The organism is Xanthobacter tagetidis, assembly GCF_003667445.1.
Lineage (GTDB): Bacteria > Pseudomonadota > Alphaproteobacteria > Rhizobiales > Xanthobacteraceae > Xanthobacter > Xanthobacter tagetidis.
Genome location: NZ_RCTF01000023.1, coordinates 14,929 through 36,607, shown reverse-complemented (window position 1 = coordinate 36,607; position 21,679 = coordinate 14,929). Strand labels below are relative to the sequence as shown.

General features: G+C 69.6%; 22 protein-coding genes. 16 read left to right on the top strand and 6 right to left on the bottom strand.

The window, feature by feature from the left end:
• Positions 1–52 precede the first annotated feature (52 nt).
• The 8 genes from soxY (at position 53) to D9R14_RS20630 (ending at position 7,205) form a co-directional block, all read left to right on the top strand.
• The gene (gene soxY, locus D9R14_RS20665; RefSeq protein WP_121625255.1) at positions 53–514 is read left to right on the top strand and encodes a thiosulfate oxidation carrier protein SoxY; all 462 of its coding nucleotides are present in this window, start codon (positions 53–55) and stop codon (positions 512–514) included.
• Between the two features lie 42 nt (positions 515–556).
• Positions 557–886, top strand: a complete 330-nt coding sequence (gene soxZ / locus D9R14_RS20660) for a thiosulfate oxidation carrier complex protein SoxZ (RefSeq protein WP_121625254.1) — start codon at positions 557–559, stop codon at positions 884–886.
• A gap of 157 nt (positions 887–1,043) precedes the next feature.
• Complete coding sequence (gene soxB / locus D9R14_RS20655; protein WP_121625253.1) at positions 1,044–2,738, top strand: thiosulfohydrolase SoxB; 1,695 nt, start codon at positions 1,044–1,046, stop codon at positions 2,736–2,738.
• A gap of 89 nt (positions 2,739–2,827) precedes the next feature.
• On the top strand, positions 2,828–4,141 hold the full coding sequence (gene soxC / locus D9R14_RS20650; protein WP_121625252.1) for a sulfite dehydrogenase: 1,314 nt from the start codon (positions 2,828–2,830) through the stop codon (positions 4,139–4,141).
• On the top strand, positions 4,125–4,910 hold the full coding sequence (locus D9R14_RS20645) for a c-type cytochrome (RefSeq protein WP_121625251.1): 786 nt from the start codon (positions 4,125–4,127) through the stop codon (positions 4,908–4,910). Before soxC ends, D9R14_RS20645 begins: the two co-directional genes overlap by 17 nt.
• The gene (locus D9R14_RS20640) at positions 4,907–5,269 is read left to right on the top strand and encodes a c-type cytochrome (protein WP_121625250.1); all 363 of its coding nucleotides are present in this window, start codon (positions 4,907–4,909) and stop codon (positions 5,267–5,269) included. Before D9R14_RS20645 ends, D9R14_RS20640 begins: the two co-directional genes overlap by 4 nt.
• A gap of 110 nt (positions 5,270–5,379) precedes the next feature.
• Positions 5,380–5,886, top strand: coding sequence for a DsrE family protein (locus tag D9R14_RS20635; protein ID WP_121625294.1), 507 nt, complete (start codon positions 5,380–5,382; stop codon positions 5,884–5,886).
• A 26-nt stretch (positions 5,887–5,912) separates the two neighbouring features.
• Positions 5,913–7,205 (top strand): NAD(P)/FAD-dependent oxidoreductase, encoded by a 1,293-nt coding sequence (locus D9R14_RS20630; protein WP_121625249.1) that lies wholly within the window; start codon positions 5,913–5,915, stop codon positions 7,203–7,205.
• Between the two features lie 77 nt (positions 7,206–7,282).
• Here D9R14_RS20630 and D9R14_RS20625 read toward each other — a convergent pair whose 3' ends face one another.
• From D9R14_RS20625 to D9R14_RS20600, 6 genes are all read right to left on the bottom strand, one after another.
• Positions 7,283–7,951, bottom strand: coding sequence for a redoxin domain-containing protein (locus tag D9R14_RS20625; RefSeq protein ID WP_210210886.1), 669 nt, complete (start codon positions 7,949–7,951; stop codon positions 7,283–7,285).
• 17 nt (positions 7,952–7,968) lie between these two features.
• Positions 7,969–10,143: a protein-disulfide reductase DsbD family protein gene (locus D9R14_RS20620; protein ID WP_245420920.1), complete on the bottom strand. Its 2,175-nt coding sequence runs from the start codon at positions 10,141–10,143 to the stop codon at positions 7,969–7,971.
• Positions 10,144–10,387: 244 nt separating this feature from the next.
• On the bottom strand, positions 10,388–11,308 hold the full coding sequence (locus D9R14_RS20615) for an IclR family transcriptional regulator (RefSeq protein ID WP_121625247.1): 921 nt from the start codon (positions 11,306–11,308) through the stop codon (positions 10,388–10,390).
• A gap of 55 nt (positions 11,309–11,363) precedes the next feature.
• Entirely contained in the window at positions 11,364–12,533 is a 1,170-nt protein-coding gene (locus D9R14_RS20610) for an acyl-CoA dehydrogenase family protein (RefSeq protein WP_121625246.1), read from the bottom strand.
• Between the two features lie 62 nt (positions 12,534–12,595).
• The gene (locus tag D9R14_RS20605; RefSeq protein ID WP_121625245.1) at positions 12,596–13,372 is read right to left on the bottom strand and encodes an SDR family NAD(P)-dependent oxidoreductase; all 777 of its coding nucleotides are present in this window, start codon (positions 13,370–13,372) and stop codon (positions 12,596–12,598) included.
• Positions 13,372–14,166 (bottom strand): enoyl-CoA hydratase-related protein, encoded by a 795-nt coding sequence (locus D9R14_RS20600; RefSeq protein ID WP_170168694.1) that lies wholly within the window; start codon positions 14,164–14,166, stop codon positions 13,372–13,374. Before D9R14_RS20600 ends, D9R14_RS20605 begins: the two co-directional genes overlap by 1 nt.
• A gap of 116 nt (positions 14,167–14,282) precedes the next feature.
• On the opposite strand from D9R14_RS20600, the gene D9R14_RS20595 reads away from it, so the two are divergent.
• The 8 genes from D9R14_RS20595 to D9R14_RS20560 are packed head-to-tail and all read left to right on the top strand — an operon-like array spanning position 14,283 to position 21,673.
• Positions 14,283–15,500: an ABC transporter substrate-binding protein gene (locus tag D9R14_RS20595; protein ID WP_170168693.1), complete on the top strand. Its 1,218-nt coding sequence runs from the start codon at positions 14,283–14,285 to the stop codon at positions 15,498–15,500.
• 58 nt (positions 15,501–15,558) lie between these two features.
• Positions 15,559–16,434 (top strand): branched-chain amino acid ABC transporter permease, encoded by an 876-nt coding sequence (locus tag D9R14_RS20590; protein WP_121625242.1) that lies wholly within the window; start codon positions 15,559–15,561, stop codon positions 16,432–16,434.
• Positions 16,435–16,437: 3 nt separating this feature from the next.
• Positions 16,438–17,424 carry a branched-chain amino acid ABC transporter permease gene (locus tag D9R14_RS20585; RefSeq protein WP_121625241.1) on the top strand — a complete coding sequence of 329 codons (987 nt, stop codon included), beginning with the start codon at positions 16,438–16,440 and terminating at the stop codon, positions 17,422–17,424.
• Between the two features lie 5 nt (positions 17,425–17,429).
• Positions 17,430–18,164, top strand: a complete 735-nt coding sequence (locus tag D9R14_RS20580) for an ABC transporter ATP-binding protein (protein ID WP_245420923.1) — start codon at positions 17,430–17,432, stop codon at positions 18,162–18,164.
• On the top strand, positions 18,157–18,891 hold the full coding sequence (locus tag D9R14_RS20575; RefSeq protein WP_121625239.1) for an ABC transporter ATP-binding protein: 735 nt from the start codon (positions 18,157–18,159) through the stop codon (positions 18,889–18,891). Before D9R14_RS20580 ends, D9R14_RS20575 begins: the two co-directional genes overlap by 8 nt.
• A complete protein-coding gene (locus tag D9R14_RS20570; protein WP_121625238.1) occupies positions 18,888–19,727 on the top strand; it encodes an alpha/beta fold hydrolase in 840 nt (279 codons plus the stop codon). Before D9R14_RS20575 ends, D9R14_RS20570 begins: the two co-directional genes overlap by 4 nt.
• Entirely contained in the window at positions 19,724–20,509 is a 786-nt protein-coding gene (locus D9R14_RS20565) for an enoyl-CoA hydratase/isomerase family protein (RefSeq protein WP_121625237.1), read from the top strand. Before D9R14_RS20570 ends, D9R14_RS20565 begins: the two co-directional genes overlap by 4 nt.
• A 3-nt stretch (positions 20,510–20,512) precedes the next feature.
• The gene (locus D9R14_RS20560) at positions 20,513–21,673 is read left to right on the top strand and encodes a CaiB/BaiF CoA transferase family protein (protein WP_121625236.1); all 1,161 of its coding nucleotides are present in this window, start codon (positions 20,513–20,515) and stop codon (positions 21,671–21,673) included.
• Positions 21,674–21,679: the final 6 nt, after the last annotated feature.

The following is a 21,679-nucleotide window of genomic DNA, read 5'->3' as shown; positions in this document are numbered from 1 at the left end:
AAATCAGGAATTGCAGGGCGCCCGTGGCGCCGCGGCACCGAGGAGGAAACGGATGACGTTCAAGGCTTTTGCGCCCACCCGTCGGCAGGCGCTCCAGTTGGCGGCCGGCGCCTTCGCGGCGGCGCTCGCGCCCAACCTTGCGCTGGCGACCGAGGCGCAGGTCGCGGACGAACTGAAGAAGCTGTTCGGCGGCAAGTCCATGGCCGAGGGCAAGGTGAAGCTCGACCTGCCCGAGATCGCCGAGAACGGCCTCGTCGTGCCGCTCAACCTTGAGGTCGACAGCCCGATGACGGACGCCGACTACGTGAAGGCGGTCCACGTCTTCGCCGACGGCAACCCGCTGCCCCAGGTCGTCACCTATCACTTCACGCCGGCCTCCGGCCGCGCCTCCGCCTCCACCCGCATGCGCCTCGCCCAGACGCAGAACGTGATCGCGGTGGCCGAGATGTCGGACGGCAAGCTCTACAGCGCCAAGGCGCAGGTGAAGGTGACCATCGGCGGCTGCGGCGGCTGACGCGCGGCGACCGGCAACGAAACTCAAGGAAGGAAACGCACCATGGCCATCACCTCCAAGCCCCGCGTGCGCGTGCCCGCCCAGGCCAAGGCCGGCGAGATCATCGAGATCAAGACCCTCATCTCCCACGAGATGGAGAGCGGCCAGCGCAAGGATTCGGCGGGCAAGACCGTGCCGCGCGACATCATCAGCACCTTCGAGGCGGCGTTCAACGGCAAGCCGTTCTTCAAGGCGGACTGGTTTCCGGCGATCTCGGCGAACCCGTTCCAGTCGTTCTTCTTCAAGGCGACCGAGAGCGGCGAGTTCACCTTCAGCTGGAAGGACGACGGCGGCTCCGAGCAGAAGGCGACCGCCAAGCTTACCGTCGGCTGAGGCCGGCCGACCCGCGACGCCAGCCGCGGCCCGTCCCCCAAAGGGACGGGCGCGCGCCCGCAGCACGCCTTAGGGCGTGAACGGGAGAGCGTGCGCGGCGCGCCCTCGGCTTGCGGTCTCGCCGCTTCGAACGCACCCTTTTGAACGCAGGACGCACATGATCTCCAGGCGCGACTTCCTCATCGCCGGCACGGCGCTCGCAGGGCTCTTCGCCGGCCAGCCGGGCGCGCTCGCCCAGGCGGCGCGCGGGCAGACTCTGTCCCAGGGCGACCTGCTGAAGTTCGGCGCGTCCGGAACGGTGACTCTGCTCCACATCACCGACATCCACGCCCAACTCGTGCCGATCTATTTCCGCGAGCCCTCGGTCAATCTCGGCGTGGGCGAGGCGCGCGGCGTGCCGCCCCACCTGACCGACCAGGCGTTCCTCGACGTCTTCAAGGTCCCCGTTGGCGGCCGCGACGCCTATGCGATGACCAGCCTCGACTTCCAGAACCTCGCCAAGACGTACGGCCGCATGGGCGGCATGGACCGCATGGCGACGCTCATCAAGGCGATCCGCGCCGAGCGGGGCGACGACAAGGTGCTGCTGCTCGACGGCGGCGACGGCCTGCAGGGTTCGTGGACCTCGCTCAAGACCAAGGGCGAGGACATGGTGAAGGTGTTCTCCGCCCTCAAGACCGACGCCATGGTCGGCCACTGGGAGTTCACCTACGGCGCCGACCGGGTCGCCGAGATCAAGGACAAGGCGCCGTTCGCCTTCCTGGCGCAGAACGTGCGCTCGGTGGAGTGGCAGGAGCCGGTGTTCGAGGCGCGCAAGACCTTCGAGAAGGGCGGCGCCAAGGTGGCGGTGATCGGCCAGGCGTTCCCGCGCACGCCGATCTCCAACCCGCGCTGGATGATCCCGGACTGGGAGTTCGGCATCCGCGAAGACGAGATGCAGAAGCAGGTGGACGCCGCCCGCGCCGACGGCGCCGACGTGGTGGTGCTGCTGTCCCACAACGGCTTCGACGTGGACCGCAAGATGGCGTCCCGCGTGAAGGGCATCGACGTGGTCTTCACCGCCCACACCCACGACGCCATGCCGGCGGTGGTGCAGGTGGGCCAGACGCTGCTGGTGGCCTCCGGCTCCCACGGCAAGTTCCTCTCGCGCCTTGATCTCGACGTGAAGGACAGGAAGGTCGCGGGCTTCCGCTTCCAGCTCATCCCGGTGTTCTCGGATGTGATCGCACCCGATCCGGAGATGGCGAAGCTGGTCGCCGACATCCGCGCGCCCTATGCCAAGGATATCGACCGGGTGCTGGGGCAGGCGGGCAGCCTGCTCTACCGCCGCGGCAACTTCAACGGCACGCTCGACGACATGATCTGCGACGCCATGATGGCCGAGCGGGACGCGGAGATCGCGCTCTCACCCGGCTTCCGCTGGGGCGCGAGCCTTTTGCCGGGCGATCCCATCACCTTCGAGCAGGTCGCCAACGCCACCGCCATCACCTATCCCGCCTGCTACCGCATGACCATGACGGGCAAGCAGTTGAAGGACGTGCTGGAGGACGTGGCGGACAACATCTTCCACCCAGATCCCTACTTCCAGGGCGGCGGCGACATGGTCCGCGTCGGCGGCGTCGGCTATTCCATCGATGTCGGCAAGGAGATCGGATCGCGCATCTCCGACATGGTGTTCCTGAAGACCGGGAAGGCGCTGGAGGCCGACCGGTCCTACACCGTCGCCGGCTGGGCGAGCGTGAACCAGAACGTGGAGGGCCCGCCGATCTGGGAGATCGTCGAGCGCTACGTCACCGCCAAGAAGACCATCGACATCAAGCCCAATGCGTCGGTGAAGGTGAGCGGCGCGTGAGGCCGGCTGCCGGCCCCTTTTTTTGATCGACATATGCAAACTTGCGAATGCAAGAATATCTGAGGCAAGAATATCTGAGGGAGGACGCCATGTCCCAGATCCATGAGCCCGGAAAGGGGCGAGGCGGCGAGGCGGGGACTGCATCCCTAAGCCGCCGCCGCTTCCTCTCCGCCGCCGGCATCGGCGCCGGCGTCGCGGCAGCCGCCCCGCTGTCCGCGGTCGCGGCGCGGGCCGCGGCGCCCGACCCCAACATCGTGCCCGTCCCCGACTGGACGAAGACGCTCGGCGTGGGGGTCAACAACAATCCCTATGGCGTGCCCTCGAAGTTCGAGAAGGACGTGGTGCGGCGCGAGGTGGAATGGCTCACCGCGAGCCGCGAAAGCTCGGTGAGCTTCACCCCGCTGTACGCGCTCGACGGCGTCATCACGCCCAATGGCCTGTGCTTCGTGCGGCACCATGGCGGCGAGGCGGAGATCGATCCGGACAAGTACCGCTTCATGATCCACGGCCTCGTGGACAAGCCGCTGGTGTTCACGCTCGACGACATCAAGCGCATGCCCGGCCGGGTGAACCGCGCCTACTTCCTGGAGTGCGCCGCCAATTCCGGCATGGAGTGGCGCGGCGCCCAGCTCAACGGCTGCCAGTTCACCCACGGCATGATCCACAACGTGTTCTATACCGGCGTTCCGCTGCGCGCGTTCCTCGACGCGGCGGGGGTGAAGACCTCCGCCAAGTGGGTGCTCGCGGAGGGCGCCGACGCCTCGGTGATGACGCGCTCGATCCCGCTGCACAAGGCGCTCGACGACTGTCTCGTGGCCTTCGCCATGAACGGCGAGGCGCTGCGGCCCGAGCAGGGCTATCCGGTGCGCCTCGTGGTGCCGGGCTGGGAAGGCAACATGTGGGTGAAGTGGCTGCGCCGCCTCGAGGTGGGCGACCAGCCCTGGGCGCAGCGCGAGGAGACCGCCAAGTATACCGACCTGCTCGCGGACGGACGCTCGCGCCGCTACACCTTCATCATGGACGCGAAGTCCGTGGTGACGAGCCCGAGCCCGCAGGCGCCGCTCAAGCACAAGGGGCCGAACGTCCTGTCCGGCATCGCCTGGTCCGGCCGCGGCACCATCAAGCGCGTCGACGTCTCGCTCGACGGCGGGCGGAACTGGACCACCGCGCGCATCGAGGGCCCGGCCATGCCCATGGCCATGACGCGCTTCTATCTCGACTTCGACTGGGACGGCCGCGAACTCTTGGTGCAGTCCCGCGCCATGGACGAGACCGGCTACGTGCAGCCCTCCAAGGCCGAGCTGCGCAAGGTGCGCGGCGAGAACTCGATCTACCACAACAACGGCATCCAGACCTGGCTGGTGCACGGCAACGGGGAGACGGAAAATGTGGAAGTCGGCTGAGGCGCTCGCCGTCGCCATCGTCATGGCCGGCGCGCTCGCCGTCGCCGCGCTCCCCTCCCACGCCGAGCTCGCCCCCGCCGCCCAGAAAGGCGAGGCGGGCAAGAAGGCCCAGGCCAAGGCCGAGAAGGGCAAGGCGCAGCAGGCGGTGAACGCGGCCGCGCCCGCCGCCGCCGCGACTGCGGTGAAGGTCGCCGCGCTCGGCCGGCCGGCGCTGGCGGAAGAGATCGCCGCCTGGGACATCGACGTGCGTCCGGACGGCCAGGGCCTTCCCGAAGGCAAGGGCTCGGTGAAGGAGGGCGAGGAGGTGTTCCTCGAACAGTGCGCCGCCTGCCACGGCGAGTTCGGCGAGGGCGCCGGCCGCTGGCCGGTGCTGGCCGGCGGCGCCGGGACGCTGAAGTCGGAGCGGCCGGAGAAGACCATCGGCTCGTTCTGGCCCGATGCCTCCACCGCCTACGACTACATCCACCGGGCGATGCCGTTCGGCAACGGCCAGTCGCTGACCGCGGACCAGACCTACGCCATCGTCGCCTACCTGTTGAACCTGAACGACGTGGTGAAGGACGACTTCGTGCTCTCCAAGGAGAACTTCGCGAAGGTGAAGCTGCCGAACCAGCCGAACTTCTTCGACGACGACCGGGAGACCACCGAGAAGGCCTTCTGGAATGCCAATCCCTGCATGAAGAACTGCACCGGGGAGGTGAAGGTGATCAGCCGCGCGCGTATCCTCGACGTGACGCCGGACGGCGAGCAGAAGGGCAATCTGGAGTGAACCCGCGACCAGCGCGGGCGCTCCTCGCCCGGGCGGTGCGTTCGCGCACCGCCCTCTCGGCGTTTCTGGCGCCGCTTCTCATCGGCCCCGCGGGCGCGAGCGCGTCCGGCGATCGCGAATACGGCGCCTATCTCGCCTCGCAATGCGTCACCTGCCACCAGGCCTCCGGGGCGACGGTCGCCGGCGTGCCCGCCATCGTCGCCTGGCCGGAGGAGCAGTTCGTGGCGGTGCTCGATTCCTACCGCAAGAAGGAGCGCGACAACGAGGTGATGCGCACCATCGCCGCCACCCTGTCCGAGGAAGAGATGGCCGCGCTCGCGGCCTATTTCGGCAGCCTGAAGCCCGCAAGCGGGCACTGAACGACCCGCCCGCCGCCGCCTCGCGCGGCGGCGGAAGCCGGCCGGCCGGGGGCATCCCCGGCGCGCAGAAACGAGGTGCCGCATAAGGCGCCCGTATGGAGGAGGAGACGATGTTCAACTTCGGCCGCCGGGCCTTTCTCGGCACCCTCGCGCTGGCCGGCGCGGCGCCCGTCGCCGCCTCCGCCGCGCAGAGCCTCAAGCTCGCCGACATCAGGAAGGAGGCGGACAACGCCTGCCTCTATCACTGCGACTTCGGCGACCCGCCGCGCTTCGTGCAGATGCTCACCAACATCTCGAACCACTATTCGGCCTATGGCGCGGACCCGTTCGCGCTCCAGCTCGCCGTGGTGGCGCACGGGCAGGGCGTGAAGTTCTTCCTGGAAGACCTCGACGGCACCACCTGGAAGGACGAGGTGATGGTGCCTTCCATCTTCGAGAAGGTGGATGCCGTCGCCAAGAACGGGCTCAAGATCTACCTCTGCTCCATCACCTTCGAACGCCTCAAGCTCGACAAGGAGAAGGTGCGCAAGGCGCCCTACATCGCCTTCGTGCCCTCGGGCGTCGCCACCGTCGGCGCGCTTCAGAACAAGGGCTTCGCCTACATCAAGATCGGCTGACAGGCCGGCACTGGGAGGACTGGGACATGACAACGCTATCTCGGACAACGCTATCTCGCAGGCATTTCGTCGCCGGCGCGGGCACGCTCGCTCTCGCCACGACGCTCGGGGCACCGGCGGTGCTCGGCCAGGCCAAGCCGCGGCTCGTGGTGGTGGGCGGCGGACCGGGCGGCGCCACGGTGGCGCGCTATGTCGCCAAGGATTCCGGCGGCGCGGTGGACGTAACCTTGGTGGAACCGGCGCCGAAATTCGTCACCTGCTTCCACTCGAACCTCTATCTCGGCGGCTTCCGCTCGTTCGAGAGCCTGGAGCACGGCTACGACAAGCTCGCGGGCCAGGGCGTGAAGATGGTGCGGCAGGCCGCGAAGTCCATCGACCGCGACAAGAAGGAGGTGGTGCTGGAGGACGGCTCGCGCCTTCCTTTTGACCGCCTCGTGCTCGCGCCCGGCATCGACCTCAAATACGATTCCGTGCCCGGCTGGTCGAAGGCGGCGGAGGAGGTCATGCCCCACGCCTGGAAGGCGGGGCCGCAGACCAAGCTGCTGAAGGCCAAGCTCGACGCGGTGCCGGATGGCGGGCTGATCGTCATGATCGCTCCGCCCAATCCCTTCCGCTGTCCCCCCGGCCCCTACGAGCGCGTCTCCATGATGGCGCATGTGCTCAAGACGTCCGGGCGTGGCAAGGCCAAGATCATCATCGTCGATCCCAAGGACAAGTTCTCCAAGATGGGCCTGTTCCAGGAGGGCTGGGAGCGCCATTATCCCGGCATGGTCGAGTGGATCGGCCCCAGCATCAATGACGGCGTGAAGTCGGTGGACCCGAAGACCGGCACCGTGGTGACCGGCTTCGAGACCTACAAGAATGCGGCGCTCGTGAACGTCATCCCGGCGCAGATGGCCGGTGCCATCGCCCGCGACGCGGGTCTCGCCAACGCCTCCGGCTTCTGCCCCATCGATCCGGAGAGCATGGCGTCGCAGATGGATCCGAACGTCTTCATTGTCGGCGACGCCGCCATTCCGGGCGACATGCCGAAGTCGGCCTTCGCGGCCAACAGCCAGGCCAAGGTGGCGGCCATGGCGGCGCGCGCCGCGCTCACCGGCGCGAAGGCGTTCCCGGCGCGCTATGCCAACACCTGCTGGAGCCTCATCGACACCGACGACGCGGTGAAGGTGGGCGGGCGCTATGCGCCGGCCGACGGCAAGATCAAGGAGGTGGAGGGCTTCATCTCCAAGACCGGCGAGAGCGCGGAGCTGCGCAGGCAGACCGAGCAGGAGAACCTCGGCTGGTATGCCGGCATCACCGCCGACATCTGGGGCTGAGGCCCTCCGGCTGGCCTGAAAATGAGACGCCCGCCGGCAGGCCGGCGGGCGTCTTCGCATCCGTGCAGGCGGGGCGCTCAGGTGCCCATGTATTTGATGGTGCAGCCATAGGGGCGGGTGACGGCGGTCTTCACCGGCTCGCCTTTCACCGCCGCCGCCATGGCTTCGCGCAGATAGGGCACCGCCTTCTCGATGTCGTCGGCGCGGGTGGACGCGATGGAATCGATGCCGCCCATGTAGAGCAGCGTGCCGTCCTTGCCGATGACGTACATGTGGGGCGTCACCTGCGCGCCATAGGCGCGGCCGATCTTGCCGTCCGGGTCCATCACCACCGCCGCCGGCATCGCCTTGCGCGAGCCGGTGAGGCCGTTGGCAGTGGGGCCGTCGACCGCGCCCTGCTCGCCGGGGGCGGACGAGATCATGGTGAGCCACACCACGCCTTGGGCCTTCGCATCCGCCTGCAGCTTCTGCATGTTGCCGGCGCCGTAATGCTTGCGCACGAACGGGCAGTCATGGTTGGTCCATTCCAGCACCACCACCTTGCCTTTCAGCGCCGCGAGGCTCTGGGTCGCCCCGTTGCTGTCGGTGGCGGTGAAGGCGGGCGCGGGCTGGCCGATCTGCGGGGCGGCGAGCGCCGGCATCGCGGCGAGCAGGGCCGGGCCGGCGGCGAGGCTCGCGGCGCCGGCCATCAGGAAGGCGCGGCGGCCGAGGGTGGCGGGGCGGTCGGAAGAAGAGCCTGTGGTCATGCGTCGTCTCCGTTGGGTCAGGGGGCGGCGCGCTCAAGCGCCGCGACGAGATAGGCCTCGGTAAGGACGGTGGAGAGCACCACCGGGTCCCCGCCGCCGGCGGGGTAGAGGGCATAGAAGGGCAGGCCGTCGCGCCCGAAGGCGCGCAGGAAGGCGGTGATCTCGGGGTCCTGGTTGGTCCAGTCGCCCTTGAGATAGGTGATGCCCTTGTCCTTGAGCGCGGCCTTGGCCGCGGCGGTGGAGAGCGCGGTGCGCTCGTTGACGAGGCAGGTGATGCACCAGGCCGCCGTCATGTTCACGAACACCGGCCTGCCCTCGCGCCGCAGCGCGGCGAGGCGGGCGCCGGTGAAGGGCTCGCTGCCGGCCGACGCCTCGGCCGTGGGGGAGGGCGCCGCCACCGCGCGCAGCTGCGGCAGCAGCGCAATCGTCCCGACAATCGCGGCGAGCGCCAGAGCGCGGGGCACGAGGCCGCGGCCGCGCCGGTGCTGGGCAATGCCGAAGATCCAGGCCGCGAGCGCCACCAGGAGCGCGCCGGCGAGCGCGATCATCACCCCGAACTCGCCCGCCTGCCGCGCCAGCACCCAGACCAGCCAGGCGGCGGAGGCATACATGGGGAAGGCCAGCGCCTGCCGGAGCCGCACCATCCACAGGCCCGGCCGCGGCAGGAGCCGCGCGAGGCGCGGCACGAAGGCGATCAGCGCATAGGGCGCGGCAAGGCCGAGGCCGAGCGACAGGAACACGGCGAGCGCCACCGGCCACGGCGCGGCGAGCGCCGCCCCCAGCGCCGCGCCCATGAACGGGGCGGTGCAGGGCGTCGCCACCACCACCGCCAGGAGCCCGGTGAAGAAGCTGCCCTTGTGGCTCGGCGCGTGGGCGAGGTGCTGCCCCGCGCCGGTGACCGAGGTGCCGATCTCGAACACGCCCGAAAGGTTGAGCCCGATGGCGAGCATCAGCCACGCCATGAGGGCGACGAACACCGGCGACTGGAACTGGAAGCCCCAGCCCACCGCCGCGCCGCCCGCGCGCACGGCGAGCAGCACGCCGGCCAGCGCGAGGAAGGCCGCGACGACGCCGAGCGTGTAGAACACGCCTGAAAGCCGCACCTCCCGCGCCTCGCGGCCCGACAGGCGGGCGAGCGCGGTCGCCTTGATGGCAAGCACCGGGAACACGCACGGCATCAGATTGAGGATCAGCCCGCCGAGGAAGGCGAACAGGATCGCCTGGCCGAGCGGCAGGCGCGCCGCCGCGCCGCCCGCAGGGTCGGACGCGGCGGCTGCGGGCGCAGGCGTCGGCGCGATCTCGATCCAGCGCGTGACACCGGCCGGATCGGTGACGGCGACGAGCCCGCCATTGGCGGCAGACGGGTCAAAGGACTGGCCCTTCTCGGCCACCAAAGTGAGCCGGCCTGGCGCAACCTCCAGCGCCTGCGGTGCCGCGTGGACGACGACGCCCCAGTCCTGCGGATAGAAAAAGGCGCCGGCGATGCGCTCCGGCGCGATGCCCTCGCCCTCGACGGTGAGCGCGAGGTTGCCGCCCTCAGTGGCGAGCCGCGCGCGCCAGTCGAGCCCCACCGGGCGGCGGGCGTCGCTGGCGGCGAAGGCCGCGGCGATGCCGGGTGCGGGCGGCGCCGGCGCTTCGCTCACCGGCAAAGCGAGCGTGAACCTGCCCTCCTCGGGAATGCATTCCTTCTCGCACACCAGCCAGCTCGCCTCGGCCGACACGGTGAAGGTGTCGCCGGGCTTTAGCGTCGCCGGCACCGTGACGGCGATGGGAAACACCACCTCGCCGCCATAGCCGAAGCTGGTGACCGGGCCGACGGCGAAGCGGTCCGGCCCCGGCCATTGAATCTCGCCCGCCCGCGCACCCTCGGGCAAAGCGAGCGCGATCTCCGGCGGCGTGCCGGCATCGCCGGGATTCTTCCAGTAGGTATGCCAGCCGGGCGCGAGCTTCTGGCGCAGGCCGATCCGCACCTCTCCGCCCGGCGCGACGCCGGCGGCGTCGGCGATCAGCGTGACGGTGGCGCGGGGACTGCTGACGGCGGCGCTTTCCGCTACGGTGACTTGGCCTTCCTGCGCCCCGGCGGGGTGGGGCGCGAGCAGCACGGCGAGGGCAAGGGCGAGGCCCGAAACGGCGCGCGCGGCGCCACCGCGCCACGTTCGCAGCCTCGGCCACCGCTCATCATGCCGTCCCACTTGCCGCATGCCGCCGCCTTTCGCGCGCACCGCCCGCAGGCGGTGCTCTGGATGTGCCGGACCATACGTAAGGTCCGCGCCGGCCGCAGCGCACAATCCTGGAAACGCCGGCCCGCCCGCCTCCGGGTCGAGAGCGGTCGTGCCATTTATCGTTTTCAATCAGCCGCTTGCCGTGGATCGCGTGTGGCTGCGCGAACGATGCACAATGGCGTGAGCGGGAGAGGCCCGCGCAGGTGGGCCGGCTCTATCGCCCGCCGGCGGCGCGCGCCTTCGTGCCGGTGTCGACCTTCGGCTTGGCGGGTGACTTGGCAGGGGGGGTGGCAGGGGATTTGGCGGACGTCTTTGCCGGTGCCTTGGCCGCCGCCTTCCTGGGCTTCGGCGCGGGGGCCTCTTCGTCTTCCGCCGCCAGCGCGTCCTCCGCCGCGACGGGGGCCACCTTCGAGGTCCCCATCATGGCGGAGATGGAGGCGCCGGCGGTGAGCATGATCTGCTTGAACTCGTCGAGGCGCGGGTCCATGCGCACGCTCGGCCCGGTGACGGACAGCGAGTAGTGCACCTCGTCCTTGATGTCGAAGATCGGCACCGAGATGGCGGTGACGCCGGGAATCCGCTGGCCGGTGGTGCAGGAATAGCCGAGCCGCCGGATCTCCGCGAGCGCCGCCTTCAGCGCCTTCACGTCCAGCTTCTCCTTGGTCTGGGCATAGGCCAGGATGGCGTCGATCTCGGTGTCGCCCGCATAAGCGAGCAGCAGGCGCGCGGTCGCCCCGTGCAGCAGGCTCACATGCTCGCCCGGCCGCACGATGGTCATCAGCGGCGAGGGGGTGTCCACCACGTCGACGCAGATGCGCTCGACCCCGGAGCGGATGTTCAGCGTCACGGTCTCGCCGGTGAGCCGGCACACCTCCGCCATGGTGGGGCGCGCCGCCTCGCGGATGCCGAGCGTGCTCTTCACCAGGCCGGCGAGGCGCAGGATCTTCAGCGACAGGCAGTAGCGCTGGTTCTCCAGCCGCACCAGGAAGCCGCCGCGCACCAGCGTGTTCACCAGCCGGAAGGTGGTGGCCTTGGGCATGCCGATGCGCTCGCCGATCTCCTGCAAGGAGAGGCTCTGATGCTTGGCGTCGAACGCATCGAAGATGGCCAGCGCCCGTCCAACCGCTCGGATCATGTGGTTCCCCTGCCGTACCGTTCCGCCGCCTGCGCTGCCCCGCTTGCTCCGCCGCCTACTCCGCCGCCGCCTGATGCCGCGCCTCGGGCCGCAGGGCGTTGAGCCCGGTCAGCTCGCGCCCGAGGATCAGGGTGAGGATCTCGTTGGTCCCGTCGGGGATCGGCAGCATGCGCACGTCGCGGTAGAGCCGCTCCAGCCCGGTCTCCTCCGCCACACCCATGGCGCCGTGCACCTGCATGGCGAGCGACACCGCCTCCGCGCATGCGGTGGTGGCGTATCTCTTGGCCATGGCGGACGCCCCGTCCGCCGGTGCGCCGTCGTCGATGAGCGCCAACGCCCGATAGCAGAGGAGGCGGCTCGTTGTCACGGCGGTTGCAATGTCGGCGAGCCGGCCCTGCACCAGCTGCTTGCGGCCGATCGGCTCGCCGAACTGGCGCCGCACCCCGGCATAGGCCACCGCCAGATCGAGCGCCTTCTGCGCCATGTGCACCGCGCTGAGCCCGAGCAGCGGGCGGTTGCCCACCCAGGTGCCCTGGAGGATGCGCGCGGCGTCGCCGCTCTGGCCGAGCAGGTTGCGCCTCGGCACCCGGCAGTCGGCGAGCGAAATCTCGGACAGGTGGCCCTGCTTGAACCCCAGCACGGGAATTTCGCGCGCCTCAAAGGGCGAGGCGTCGCGCTCGATCAGCACCCGCTGCATCATGCCCTGGCCGGACAGGCAGGTGGCGATCATCAGGTCGGCGATGGTGCCGTTGGTGATCCACATCTTCGAACCCGACACCACATAGCCGTCGCCGCTCGGCGTGATGCGGGTGGCGATGCCGCGCGGGTCGGAGCCTGTGTTGGGCTCGGTGGAGCCGGTGCAGCCGATCTTGCGGCCGGCGATCAGCTCCGGCAGCAGGTGCTCGGCATGCTCGGCGCCGCCCTCGGCATGGAGCCGGGCGATGGTGCATTCGTGCGAGATGAGCGAGATGGCGATCACCGGCGGCAGCTGCTCGAAGCACAGGCCGTAGTCCAGCATGCGCATTTCGCCGCCGCCGGCGGAGGCCGGCAGGCGCGGCGCGGTGAGGCCCATGCGCGCCAGCGCGGCGAAAATCTCCAGCATCACCGCCTTGGGCAGCGGCTTGTCCGGGTGGTTGGCGGCGAGCCTGGGCTCGATCTCGGCGCGCACCATGCGGCGCACCTGATCCTGGAGCAGTTCCTGTTCCTCGCTCAGCTTGAAATCCATGGTCCGATGATCCTTGAGCGCTTCATCCCGCGGTGGTCTTGGTCTTTTTTGGGCCCCGTGCCCTAAGGCATCACGAAGCCGCCGTTCACGCTCAGCACCTGGCCGGTGATCCAGCCGGCCTCCGCGCTGGCGAGGAAGGCGATGGCGGCGCCGATGTCCTCCGGCTCGCCGATCCGGCCGGTGGGATAGAGCTTGAGCACGCTCTTCTGCCGGCGGGCATATTTCTCCTCGCCCATCTGCTCGAGCATCTGCGCCTCGCGCGCCTGGCGCAGCGGCGTGTTGGTGGCGCCGGGCGAGACCACGTTGAGCGTCACGCCCTTGCCGCCCACCTCCTGCGCCACCGACTTCACGAGCGCGATCACGCCCGCCTTGGCCGCCGCATAATAGGACAGGCGCGCCTGGCCGATGCGCGCCGAATCGGAGGCGAGGCACACTACGCGGCCATAGCCGCGCGCGACCATGCCCGGCAGCACCGCGTGGAGGCCCAGCATGGGTCCGTCGAGGCACACGCCCAGCATCCGCTTCCAGTCCGCCGGGGTAGAGTCCAGGAACAGCTTGTCGTCCAGCACCGCGGCGCTGTTGACGAAGATGGAGAGCGGGCCGAGCGCGCCTTCCGCCTTGGCAACCATGGCGGCGACGTCGTCCGCCTGGGTGATGTCGCAGCCGATGCCGATGGCGCCGGGCAGCTTCGCTGCGGCGGCCTCGGCCGCCTTGGCGTCGATGTCGGCGAGGGCGAGGCGTCCCCCTTCGGCGGCGATGCGCTCGGCGGCGGCGAAGCCGATGCCGCGCGCGCCGCCGGTGATGAGCGCGACGCGATCCTTGAAGCGCTGCGTGGTCATCAGATCGCCTTCCGGAAGCGGCGGAAGTTCGCCGGGCGCTTTTCCAGGAAGGCGGTGATGCCTTCGAGATTCTCCTCGTTGCCGTAGATCGAGGCCAGCATCTCCGCGCTCGGGAAGAAGGCGGAATAGAAGTCGCGGTCCGAGCCGGCATTGAGCGCCAGCTTGGCGATGCGGATGCTCTGCGGGCTCTTGTCGAGGATGTCCGAGCACAAGGCGTCCACCGTGGCGTCGAGCGCGTCGGCGGCCACCACCTGGTTGATGAGGCCCATGGCGAGCGCCTCCTGCGCCGAATAGAGCCGGCAGGTGAACACCATCTCGCGCGCCTTGCGCTCGCCCACGTAGCGCGCCAGCAGCTGGCAGGCGCCCCAGATCGGGATCGAGCCGACGCGCGGGCCGGTCTGGCCGAACTTGGCGTCCTCGCTCGCCACCGTCATGTCGCAGAACAGGTTGATCTCGTTGCCGCCGCCGACGCAGAAGCCGCGCACCTTGGCGATGATGGGCTTGTCCATCATGCGCATCACGGTGGAGAGGTTGAACAGGCGGCGCATGTGCTTGCGCCCCACCGGCGGCACGCGCTTCGACTGGTCGCGGATGTCGCCGCCGGCGCAGAACGCCTTCTCGCCCGCGCCCGCGAGCACCACCACGCCCACCTCCGGGTCGTCCGCGGCCCGCGCCATGGCGTCGGTCAGTTCCTCGTAGGTGCGCGGGCGCACCGCGTTGCGGACCTCGGCGCGATTGATGGTGATGCGGGCGATCCCGCCATCCTGCTCATACAGAACGTCCTCATACGGCACGTGCGTCTCCCTGCCTTTTTTGATCTTGAGATTCCACTAGACGGATCGAGTTTCAAAAATCTATACTCCCGGGCATGCCGACGAGCAACCAAAGATCGGCGTTTAGGGAGAACCGCATGCATCGTCTGTCCTCGGGCGGAATCCTGCCCATTCTGGCACTGGCGACCACGCTCGCCGCCACCCCCGCTCTCGCGCAGGAAAGCATCAAGATCGGCGTGCCGATGGAGCTGAGCGGGCGATTCGTCGCCTACGGCGCCTCCGGCAAGCGCGGCGTCGAGTTCGCCACCGAAGTCTATGGCGGCAAGGTCGCCGGCAAGAAGATCGAGCTCCTGGTGCGCGACATCCAGTCGGAATCGCAGGCCACCATCTCGGTGTTCAACGAGCTCGTCAGCAAGGAGAAGGTGAACTACATCATCGGCCCGATCGGCTCGCCGACCGTGGCCGCCGCCATTCCCGCCTGGCGCCAGGGCAAGCCGATCTGGCTGGTGCCCGGCTCCTCCAGCACCAAGCTGGAAGAAGAGGTGGGCGGGGACCCGGAATTCTTCCACACCTTCCCCTACGCCTACAATTACCACGAGAGCATCGCCGCCGCGCTGAAGAACCAGCTGCCCGCGGGCCAGAAGGTGGCGATGATCTATACTGACGACAATTACGGCCGCACGCACCAGCCCTATGCCAAGAAGTACCTGACCGACGCCGGCTTCGAGGTCGTTCTCGAAGAGATCGTGCGCACCAACGCGGCGGACATGAACCCGCTGCTCACCAAGATCGCGCGGGTGAAGCCGGACGTGCTGCTCGGCCTGGTGCAGACCACCGACGCGGTCACGCTCGCCAAGCAGATCTACACCCGCAAGCTGCCCGTGCCCTACCTGATCGGCACCGCGGCGACGCAGCTCGATGAGTGGCAGAAGGCGGTCGGCACCGCCCAGGAGGGATGGGTCGGCGTCACTACCTATCTGCCGGGGCTCAACCGGCCGGGCAATCAGGAATTCCCCAAGCTGTTCCCGCCGAGCAGCGAGTGGGAGGCGATGTTCGTGAAGAAGTACGGCCAGGAGCCCGACTTCGAGGATGCCGGCTGCTACGTCTCCGCCATGCTGCTGTTCCTCGCCATCGAGCGGGCCGGCGGCGACGACAAGGAGAAGGTGGCGGCCGAGCTGCGCAAGATGGACATCCCGAACACCCTGCTCGGGCGCGCCAAGTTCGTCTCCACGCCGAGCGGCACCAAGCAGCAGGCGTTCACCGACATGGTCGTGTTCCAGCGCGAGAACGGCAAGAACGTGATGCTGTTCCCGCCCGGTCCCGAGACCAAGAAGATCAAGGCTGTGACCTACTGATCGCAGGCGCAGCGGCCGGGGTCATGGCGCCCCGGCCGCTGCAAGCGGAGGCCGGCTGATGGATCTCATTCCCCAACTCATCGTTGATGCGCTGCTGCTCGGCGGCATCTACACGCTGATGGTCATCGGGCTCGCTCTGAGCTTCGGCGTCACGCGCGTCATCAACTTCGCGCACGGCGAGGCGGTGATGCTCGGCGCCTATGGCGCGTTCACCGTGTTCGTCGCGTTCGGTGTCGATCCGCTGATCGCCATGCCGGTGCTGATGGTGGCGGGCTGCGTGCTCGGCATGGTGCTGTTCAAGGTCGCCATCGCCCCGGTGCTCAAGGCGCCCCACGTCAACCAGATCCTGCTCACCTTCGGCATCGGCCTGGTGCTGCAGAACCTCGCTCTGGTGATCTGGAGCCCGGACGGGCGCTCGGTGGTGCCGTCTTATGCCTATTCCTCGTTCGAGTTCGGCGACGTGGTGGTCTCGGGCGGCCGGCTGATCGGCTTCGGCATCGCCGCGGTGCTCGTGCTCGCGCTGTTCTTCTGGCTGAAGCGCACCGAGTTCGGTCGCGCAACCCGCGCGCTCGCCGAGCAGCACGACGCGGCGGTTCTCATGGGCATCAACGTCAACCAGATGTATGCGCTCGCCTTCGGCCTGTCGGTGGCGCTCGGCGTCGCAACGGGCGTGATCCTGAGCTTCCTCGGCGCCATCACGCCGTTCATGGGCTTCCACATCCTGGTGAAGGGCTTCGCCATCATCGTTCTGGGCGGGCTCGGCAGCATCGTCGGCGCGGTGCTGGGCGCGTTCCTGCTCGCCTTCGCCGAGACCGCGGTCAGCTACTACGTGCCGAACGGCACCGGCTGGGCCGAGGCGGTGGCCTTCCTCACCCTTTTCCTCGTCCTGGTGCTGCGCCCGCGCGGCATCATCGGCCAAGCCGTGGCGGACTGAAGCATGCTCCGATCCCCCTATTTCATGGTCGGCCTCGGCTTGCTGTCGGCCCTCGCGCTCGTCGCCTCCACCTTCTGGAACGCGCCGCAGCTCAACGACTGGCTGTTCCGCATCTCGACCCTCATCATCCTGGCGACCAGCTGGAACCTGATGGCCAATGCCGGCCTGGTCTCGCTCGGCCACTCCGCCTTCTGGGGCGTGGGCAGCTATACCGCGGTGCTGGCGGCCAATGCCTTCGGCGGCTCGGTGCTGCTCACCTTCACGCTGGCGCTCGTCGTGGGCGGCGTCATGGGGGCGCTGCTGGCACTGGTGACGGGCTCGCTGAAGGGCATCTTCTTCGCCATCGTCACTTTGGCGCTGTCGGAGGGGCTGCGCATCTGCGCGCTCATGGTGCCGGAGGTGACGGGCGGGGCCGTGGGCCTGTTCCTGAAGCAGGAGCTGCGCCCGTCCCAGCACACGCTCTATCTGTTCGGCGCGCTCGCGGCGGTGGGGAGCGTGGTGGTGGCGGCGGTGATCGCCGGCTCGAAGCTCCAGTTCGCCTCCCGCGCCATGCGCGACAACGAGGCCGCGGCGCAGATGCTGGGCATCGCCCCGCGCCGCCAGCGGCTGATCGTGGTGGCGATCTCCGGCGCAATGGCCTCGGCGGCCGGCGCCATCAATGCGTGGTACGGCGGCTATCTCGACCCCGAGGTCGCCTTCACCCTGCACAACACCATCCTGTCGCAGATCGCCCCCATCCTCGGCGGCATCCACACCATCGCCGGGCCGGTGGTCGGCGCGGTGGCGATCATCGCCCTGTCGGAAGGCACGCGCATCTGGCTCGGCACCATGGAGGGCGTCAGCCAGCTCACCTTCGGCCTGATCCTGGTGGTGTGCATCCTGTTCCTGCCCAAGGGTCTGGTGGGCCTGGTCCAGGGCGGGCCGAACCGGCGCAAGCCGACCCCCGCGCCGCGCCTGCCGCTCGCCTCGACCCAGGGAGCCAAGCCATGAGCGCGCTGCTTGAGGTGAGCAACCTGCACGCCGGCTACGGCGAGTCCGCGGTGCTCCAGGGGCTCGATTTCGAGCTGGGGCAGGGCGAGGTCGTGTGCCTGCTCGGCGCCAACGGCGTCGGCAAGACCACCACCATGGGCGTGCTGTCGGGCCTCGTGCCGGCGAGCGAGGGGCGGGTGCGCTATGACGGCATCGACCTCCTGGCGCTGCCCACCCACGAGCGCGTGTCGTCGGGCCTCGCGCTGTCGCCGGAAGGCCGCAAGGTGTTCCCGAACCTCACGGTGGAGGAGAACCTCTATCTCGGCTCCTTCAACCGCAACGCCCGCGCCCACCGCATGCGCAAGCTCGACGAGGTCTATGCGCTGTTCCCGCGCCTCGCCGAGCGGCGCACCCAGAGTTCGGGCCTCATGTCCGGCGGCGAGCAGCAGATGCTCGCGCTGGGCCGGGCGCTGATGTCGAACCCGCGGGTGCTGCTGCTGGACGAGCCCTCGCTCGGCCTCGCGCCGCTTGTGGTGCAGTCGGTGTTCGCGGCGATCCGCGCCATCGCCGCCACCAACATCTCCATCCTGCTGGTGGAGCAGAACACCCACGCCGCGCTCTCGGTCGCCTCGCGCGGCTACGTGATGGCGGCCGGGCGCATCGTGCTGGCGGGCGACGCCGCCACCCTGCGCGAGGCGCCGGAGCTGCGCGACGCCTTCATCGGCAAGGCTCAATCCAAGGGGAAGGCTCTCCATGCTTGAGGTGCGCGATCTCTCGAAATCGTTCGGCGGCCTGAAGGCGGTGAGCGAGGTCAGCCTCACCGTCGGCCAGGGCGAGTTCGTGGGCGTCATCGGCCCGAACGGCGCCGGCAAGACCACGCTCATGAACCTCATCACCGGCTATATGCGCCCCACCTCGGGCGACGTGCTGTTCGAGGGGCGCTCCATCGTCGGCCTGCCGCCCTACCGCATTTCCCACCGCGGCGTCGGCCGCACCTTCCAGGTGGTGCGCCCGTTCGCCGAGATGTCGGTGGAGGACAATGTGATGACCGGCGCGCTTTTCTCCGGCGCGCGCACCAACAGCCTCAAGGTCGCTCGCAAGGCGGCGGAGCTGCCCATGGAGCTGACCGGCCTCACCGCCAAGCGCCATGTGGCGGCCGGCGCGCTCACGCTGGGCGAGAAGAAGAAGCTGGAGCTCGCCCGCGCGCTCGCCACCAACCCCCGCCTGCTGCTGCTGGACGAGGTGATGGGCGGGGTGACGCGCGGCGAAGTCGGCGAGCTGATGGAGGTGCTGCGCCGCATCCACAGCGCCGGGGTGACGATCATCATGATCGAGCACCTGGTGGAGGTCATCATGGAGCTGAGCCAGCGCGTGATGGTGCTCAATTTCGGCCAGAAGCTGTTCGAGGGCACGCCGGACGCGGTGGTGGAGCACCCGGCGGTGATCGAATCCTATCTCGGCAAGCCGCTGGAGGCGGACGCCGCATGAACGCGCCGCTGCCGCTGCCCGCATCGCCGGCGCCGGCCATCGTCGGCACGCTCGCCGTGCGCCGCTTCGGCGCCGGGCGTCCGCTGGTGCTGCTGCACGGCGGCTCGGGCTCGCACACCCACTGGATCGCCAATATCGACCGTCTCGCCCAGGGCTTCGAGGTGGTGGCGCTCGATTTGCCCGGCTATGGCGACGCCCCGCGCCCGGCCTCGCGCGATCCGGAAACCTATATCGGCTCCTTGGCCGAGGACCTCGCCGCCGCCATGGCGGACGCCGGGCCGTTCGGCCTCGTGGGCTTCAGCTTCGGCGGCACGCTGGCGGCGGCGCTCGCCGCCCGCCTGCCGGGCAGCCAAGTGAGCGCGCTGACGCTGCTGGGCCCGGGCGGCTTCGGCGTGCCGGAAGGTCGCCGGCTGCCCATCGTGCCCACCCCGAGCGCGGCGCAGGACCCCGCCGGCCACCGCGCCGCGGTGGCGCAGAATCTCGGCGCCTTCATGATGTCGCGCGTCCCGGCCGTGGACGAGGCGGTGGTGGACCTGCACAGCGCCAACATCGCCCGCCAGCGCTTCGACAGCCGCGTCATCAGCCTTGCCGACCGGCTGACGGGCGATCTCGCGCGGGTGCACTGCCCGCTCCAGGTGATCTGGGGCGCCAAGGACCAGCTCTGCGTGCCCTCGGTGGCGCATCGGGCCGGCCTGGTGCGCGCGGTGCAGCCCGATGCCGAAATCCACATCCTGCCGGGCGCTGGCCACTTCGTGCAGTACGAGGTGCCCGATGCAGTCGCCGCGCTGATCGAGACCTTTCACCACCAGGCCTTTTCCAACCGGGTGCCTTCATGAGCAGCTACGAGACCATTCGCGTGGAGCGCCGGGGGCCGGCGCTGATCTTCCATCTCGCCCGCCCCGAGCGGCGCAACGCCGTCAGCCTCAAGATGATGGCCGAGATCGTCGCCGCCACCGAGGCGGCGGAGGACGATGCCGAGGGCCGCGCCATCATCCTCTATGGCGGGCAGGAGTATTTCTCCGCCGGCGCCGACCTCACCGAGGCGGTGAAGATCAAGACCGCCACCGACGGCACGCGCTATTTCAAGCAGTGGCACGCGCTGAACGCGGCGCTGGAGAATTCCGCAAAGCCGGTGATCGCCGCCATCGAGGGCTTCTGCATGACCGGCGGGCTGGAGCTGGCGCTCGCCGCCGACCTGCGCGTGGCCGGGGAGGGATCGAGCTTCGCCATCACCAGCGCGCGCATCGGCACCGTTGCGGGGGCCGGCGGCACCCAGCGTCTGCCCCGCGTGGTGGGGCCGTCCAACGCGCTCGACATGCTGTTCGCAGCCGAGCCGATCGATGCCGCCGAGGCGCTGCGCATCGGCCTCGTCAACCGCGTCACGCCGCGCGGCGACGCGCTCGACAAGGCGCTCGAGATGGCGACGCTGTACGCCACCCGCGCGCCGCTGAGCCTCGCCTTCGTCAAGCGCGCGGTGCATCGCGGCCTGCAGATGGACCTCGCCTCCGCCATCGAGTTCGAGACCTTCCTCGTCACCACCGTCTACGGCACCCGCGACAAGCAGGAGGGCATCACCGCCTTCCTGGAGAAGCGGCCCGCCACCTTCACCGGAGCCTGAGCCATGGCCGAGGTGCTTCCCCTTTCCGGCATCAAGGTGGCGGACTTCAGTCGCCTCCTGCCCGGCCCCTGGTGCGCGCAGATGCTCGCCGACCTCGGCGCCGAGGTGGTGAAGGTCGAGCGGCCGGACGGCGACCCGAGCCGCCACAACGCCCCTCTCTACGAAAACGAGAGCGTCTATTTCTGCTCCGTCAATGGCGGCAAGACCTCGCTGGCGGTGGACCTTTCGACCGCCGAGGGCCGCGCGGCCGCGCACCTCCTGATCGCGGAAGCCGACGTGCTGGTGGAGAGCTTCGGCCGCGGCGGCGCGGAGAAGCTCGAGGTGCATTACGAGCGCGCCCGCGCGCTCAACCCGCGCCTGATCTATTGCAGCATCACCGGCTTCGGCCATGACGGCGCGCTCTCCGGCATTGCCGGGCACGACCTCGCGATCCAGGCGAGCACGGGCCTGCTCGCCAACACCGCCGACACCGCGCCCTATTTCCAGGCGGGAGACTATTCCGCCGGGGCGATGGCGGTGATCGGCATCCTCGCCGCCCTGCGCAACCGCGACCGGGACGGGCAGGGCGCCTTCCTCGACGTCGCCATGTACGACGCGCTGATGGGCATGGGGAACATCGCGCTCGCCAGTGCCCTCGGCCGGCGCGCCGGCGGCACCGGAACCCCGGCCATGGAGGTGTTCGGCGGCAGCCCGCGCTACACCACCTATCCGACCCGCGACGGCAAGCGCGTCGCGGTCTGCCTGCTGGAGGCGAAGATCTGGCGGCGCTTCTGCGCGGTGATCGGCCGGCACGACCTCGCCTTCGCCGACGAGACGCCGGTGGACCGGCTCTCCAGCCACGGACCGCGCGCCGAGCTGTTCCGCGCCGCGATCACCGAGTTCTGCCTCGCCCACGACCGCGACGAGATCGGCGCCCTCATGGTGGCGCACGCGCTGCCGGTGATGCCGGTGCTCACCCCCGACGAGGCGGTGGCGAGCGAGCACGCGGCGAGCCGCGGCGTGGTGGAACAGGTGGAGCACCCCACCGAGGGCACCACCTACACGCTGCGCAGCGGCCTCAAGGGCGCCGGCCTCGTGCGCGAGACCCGCCGCCCCGCCCCGACCATCGGCGACGCCGAGCGCGCGCCGCCCGACACACGCATCCGCGCCAGCCGCGCGGTCTAGGACACG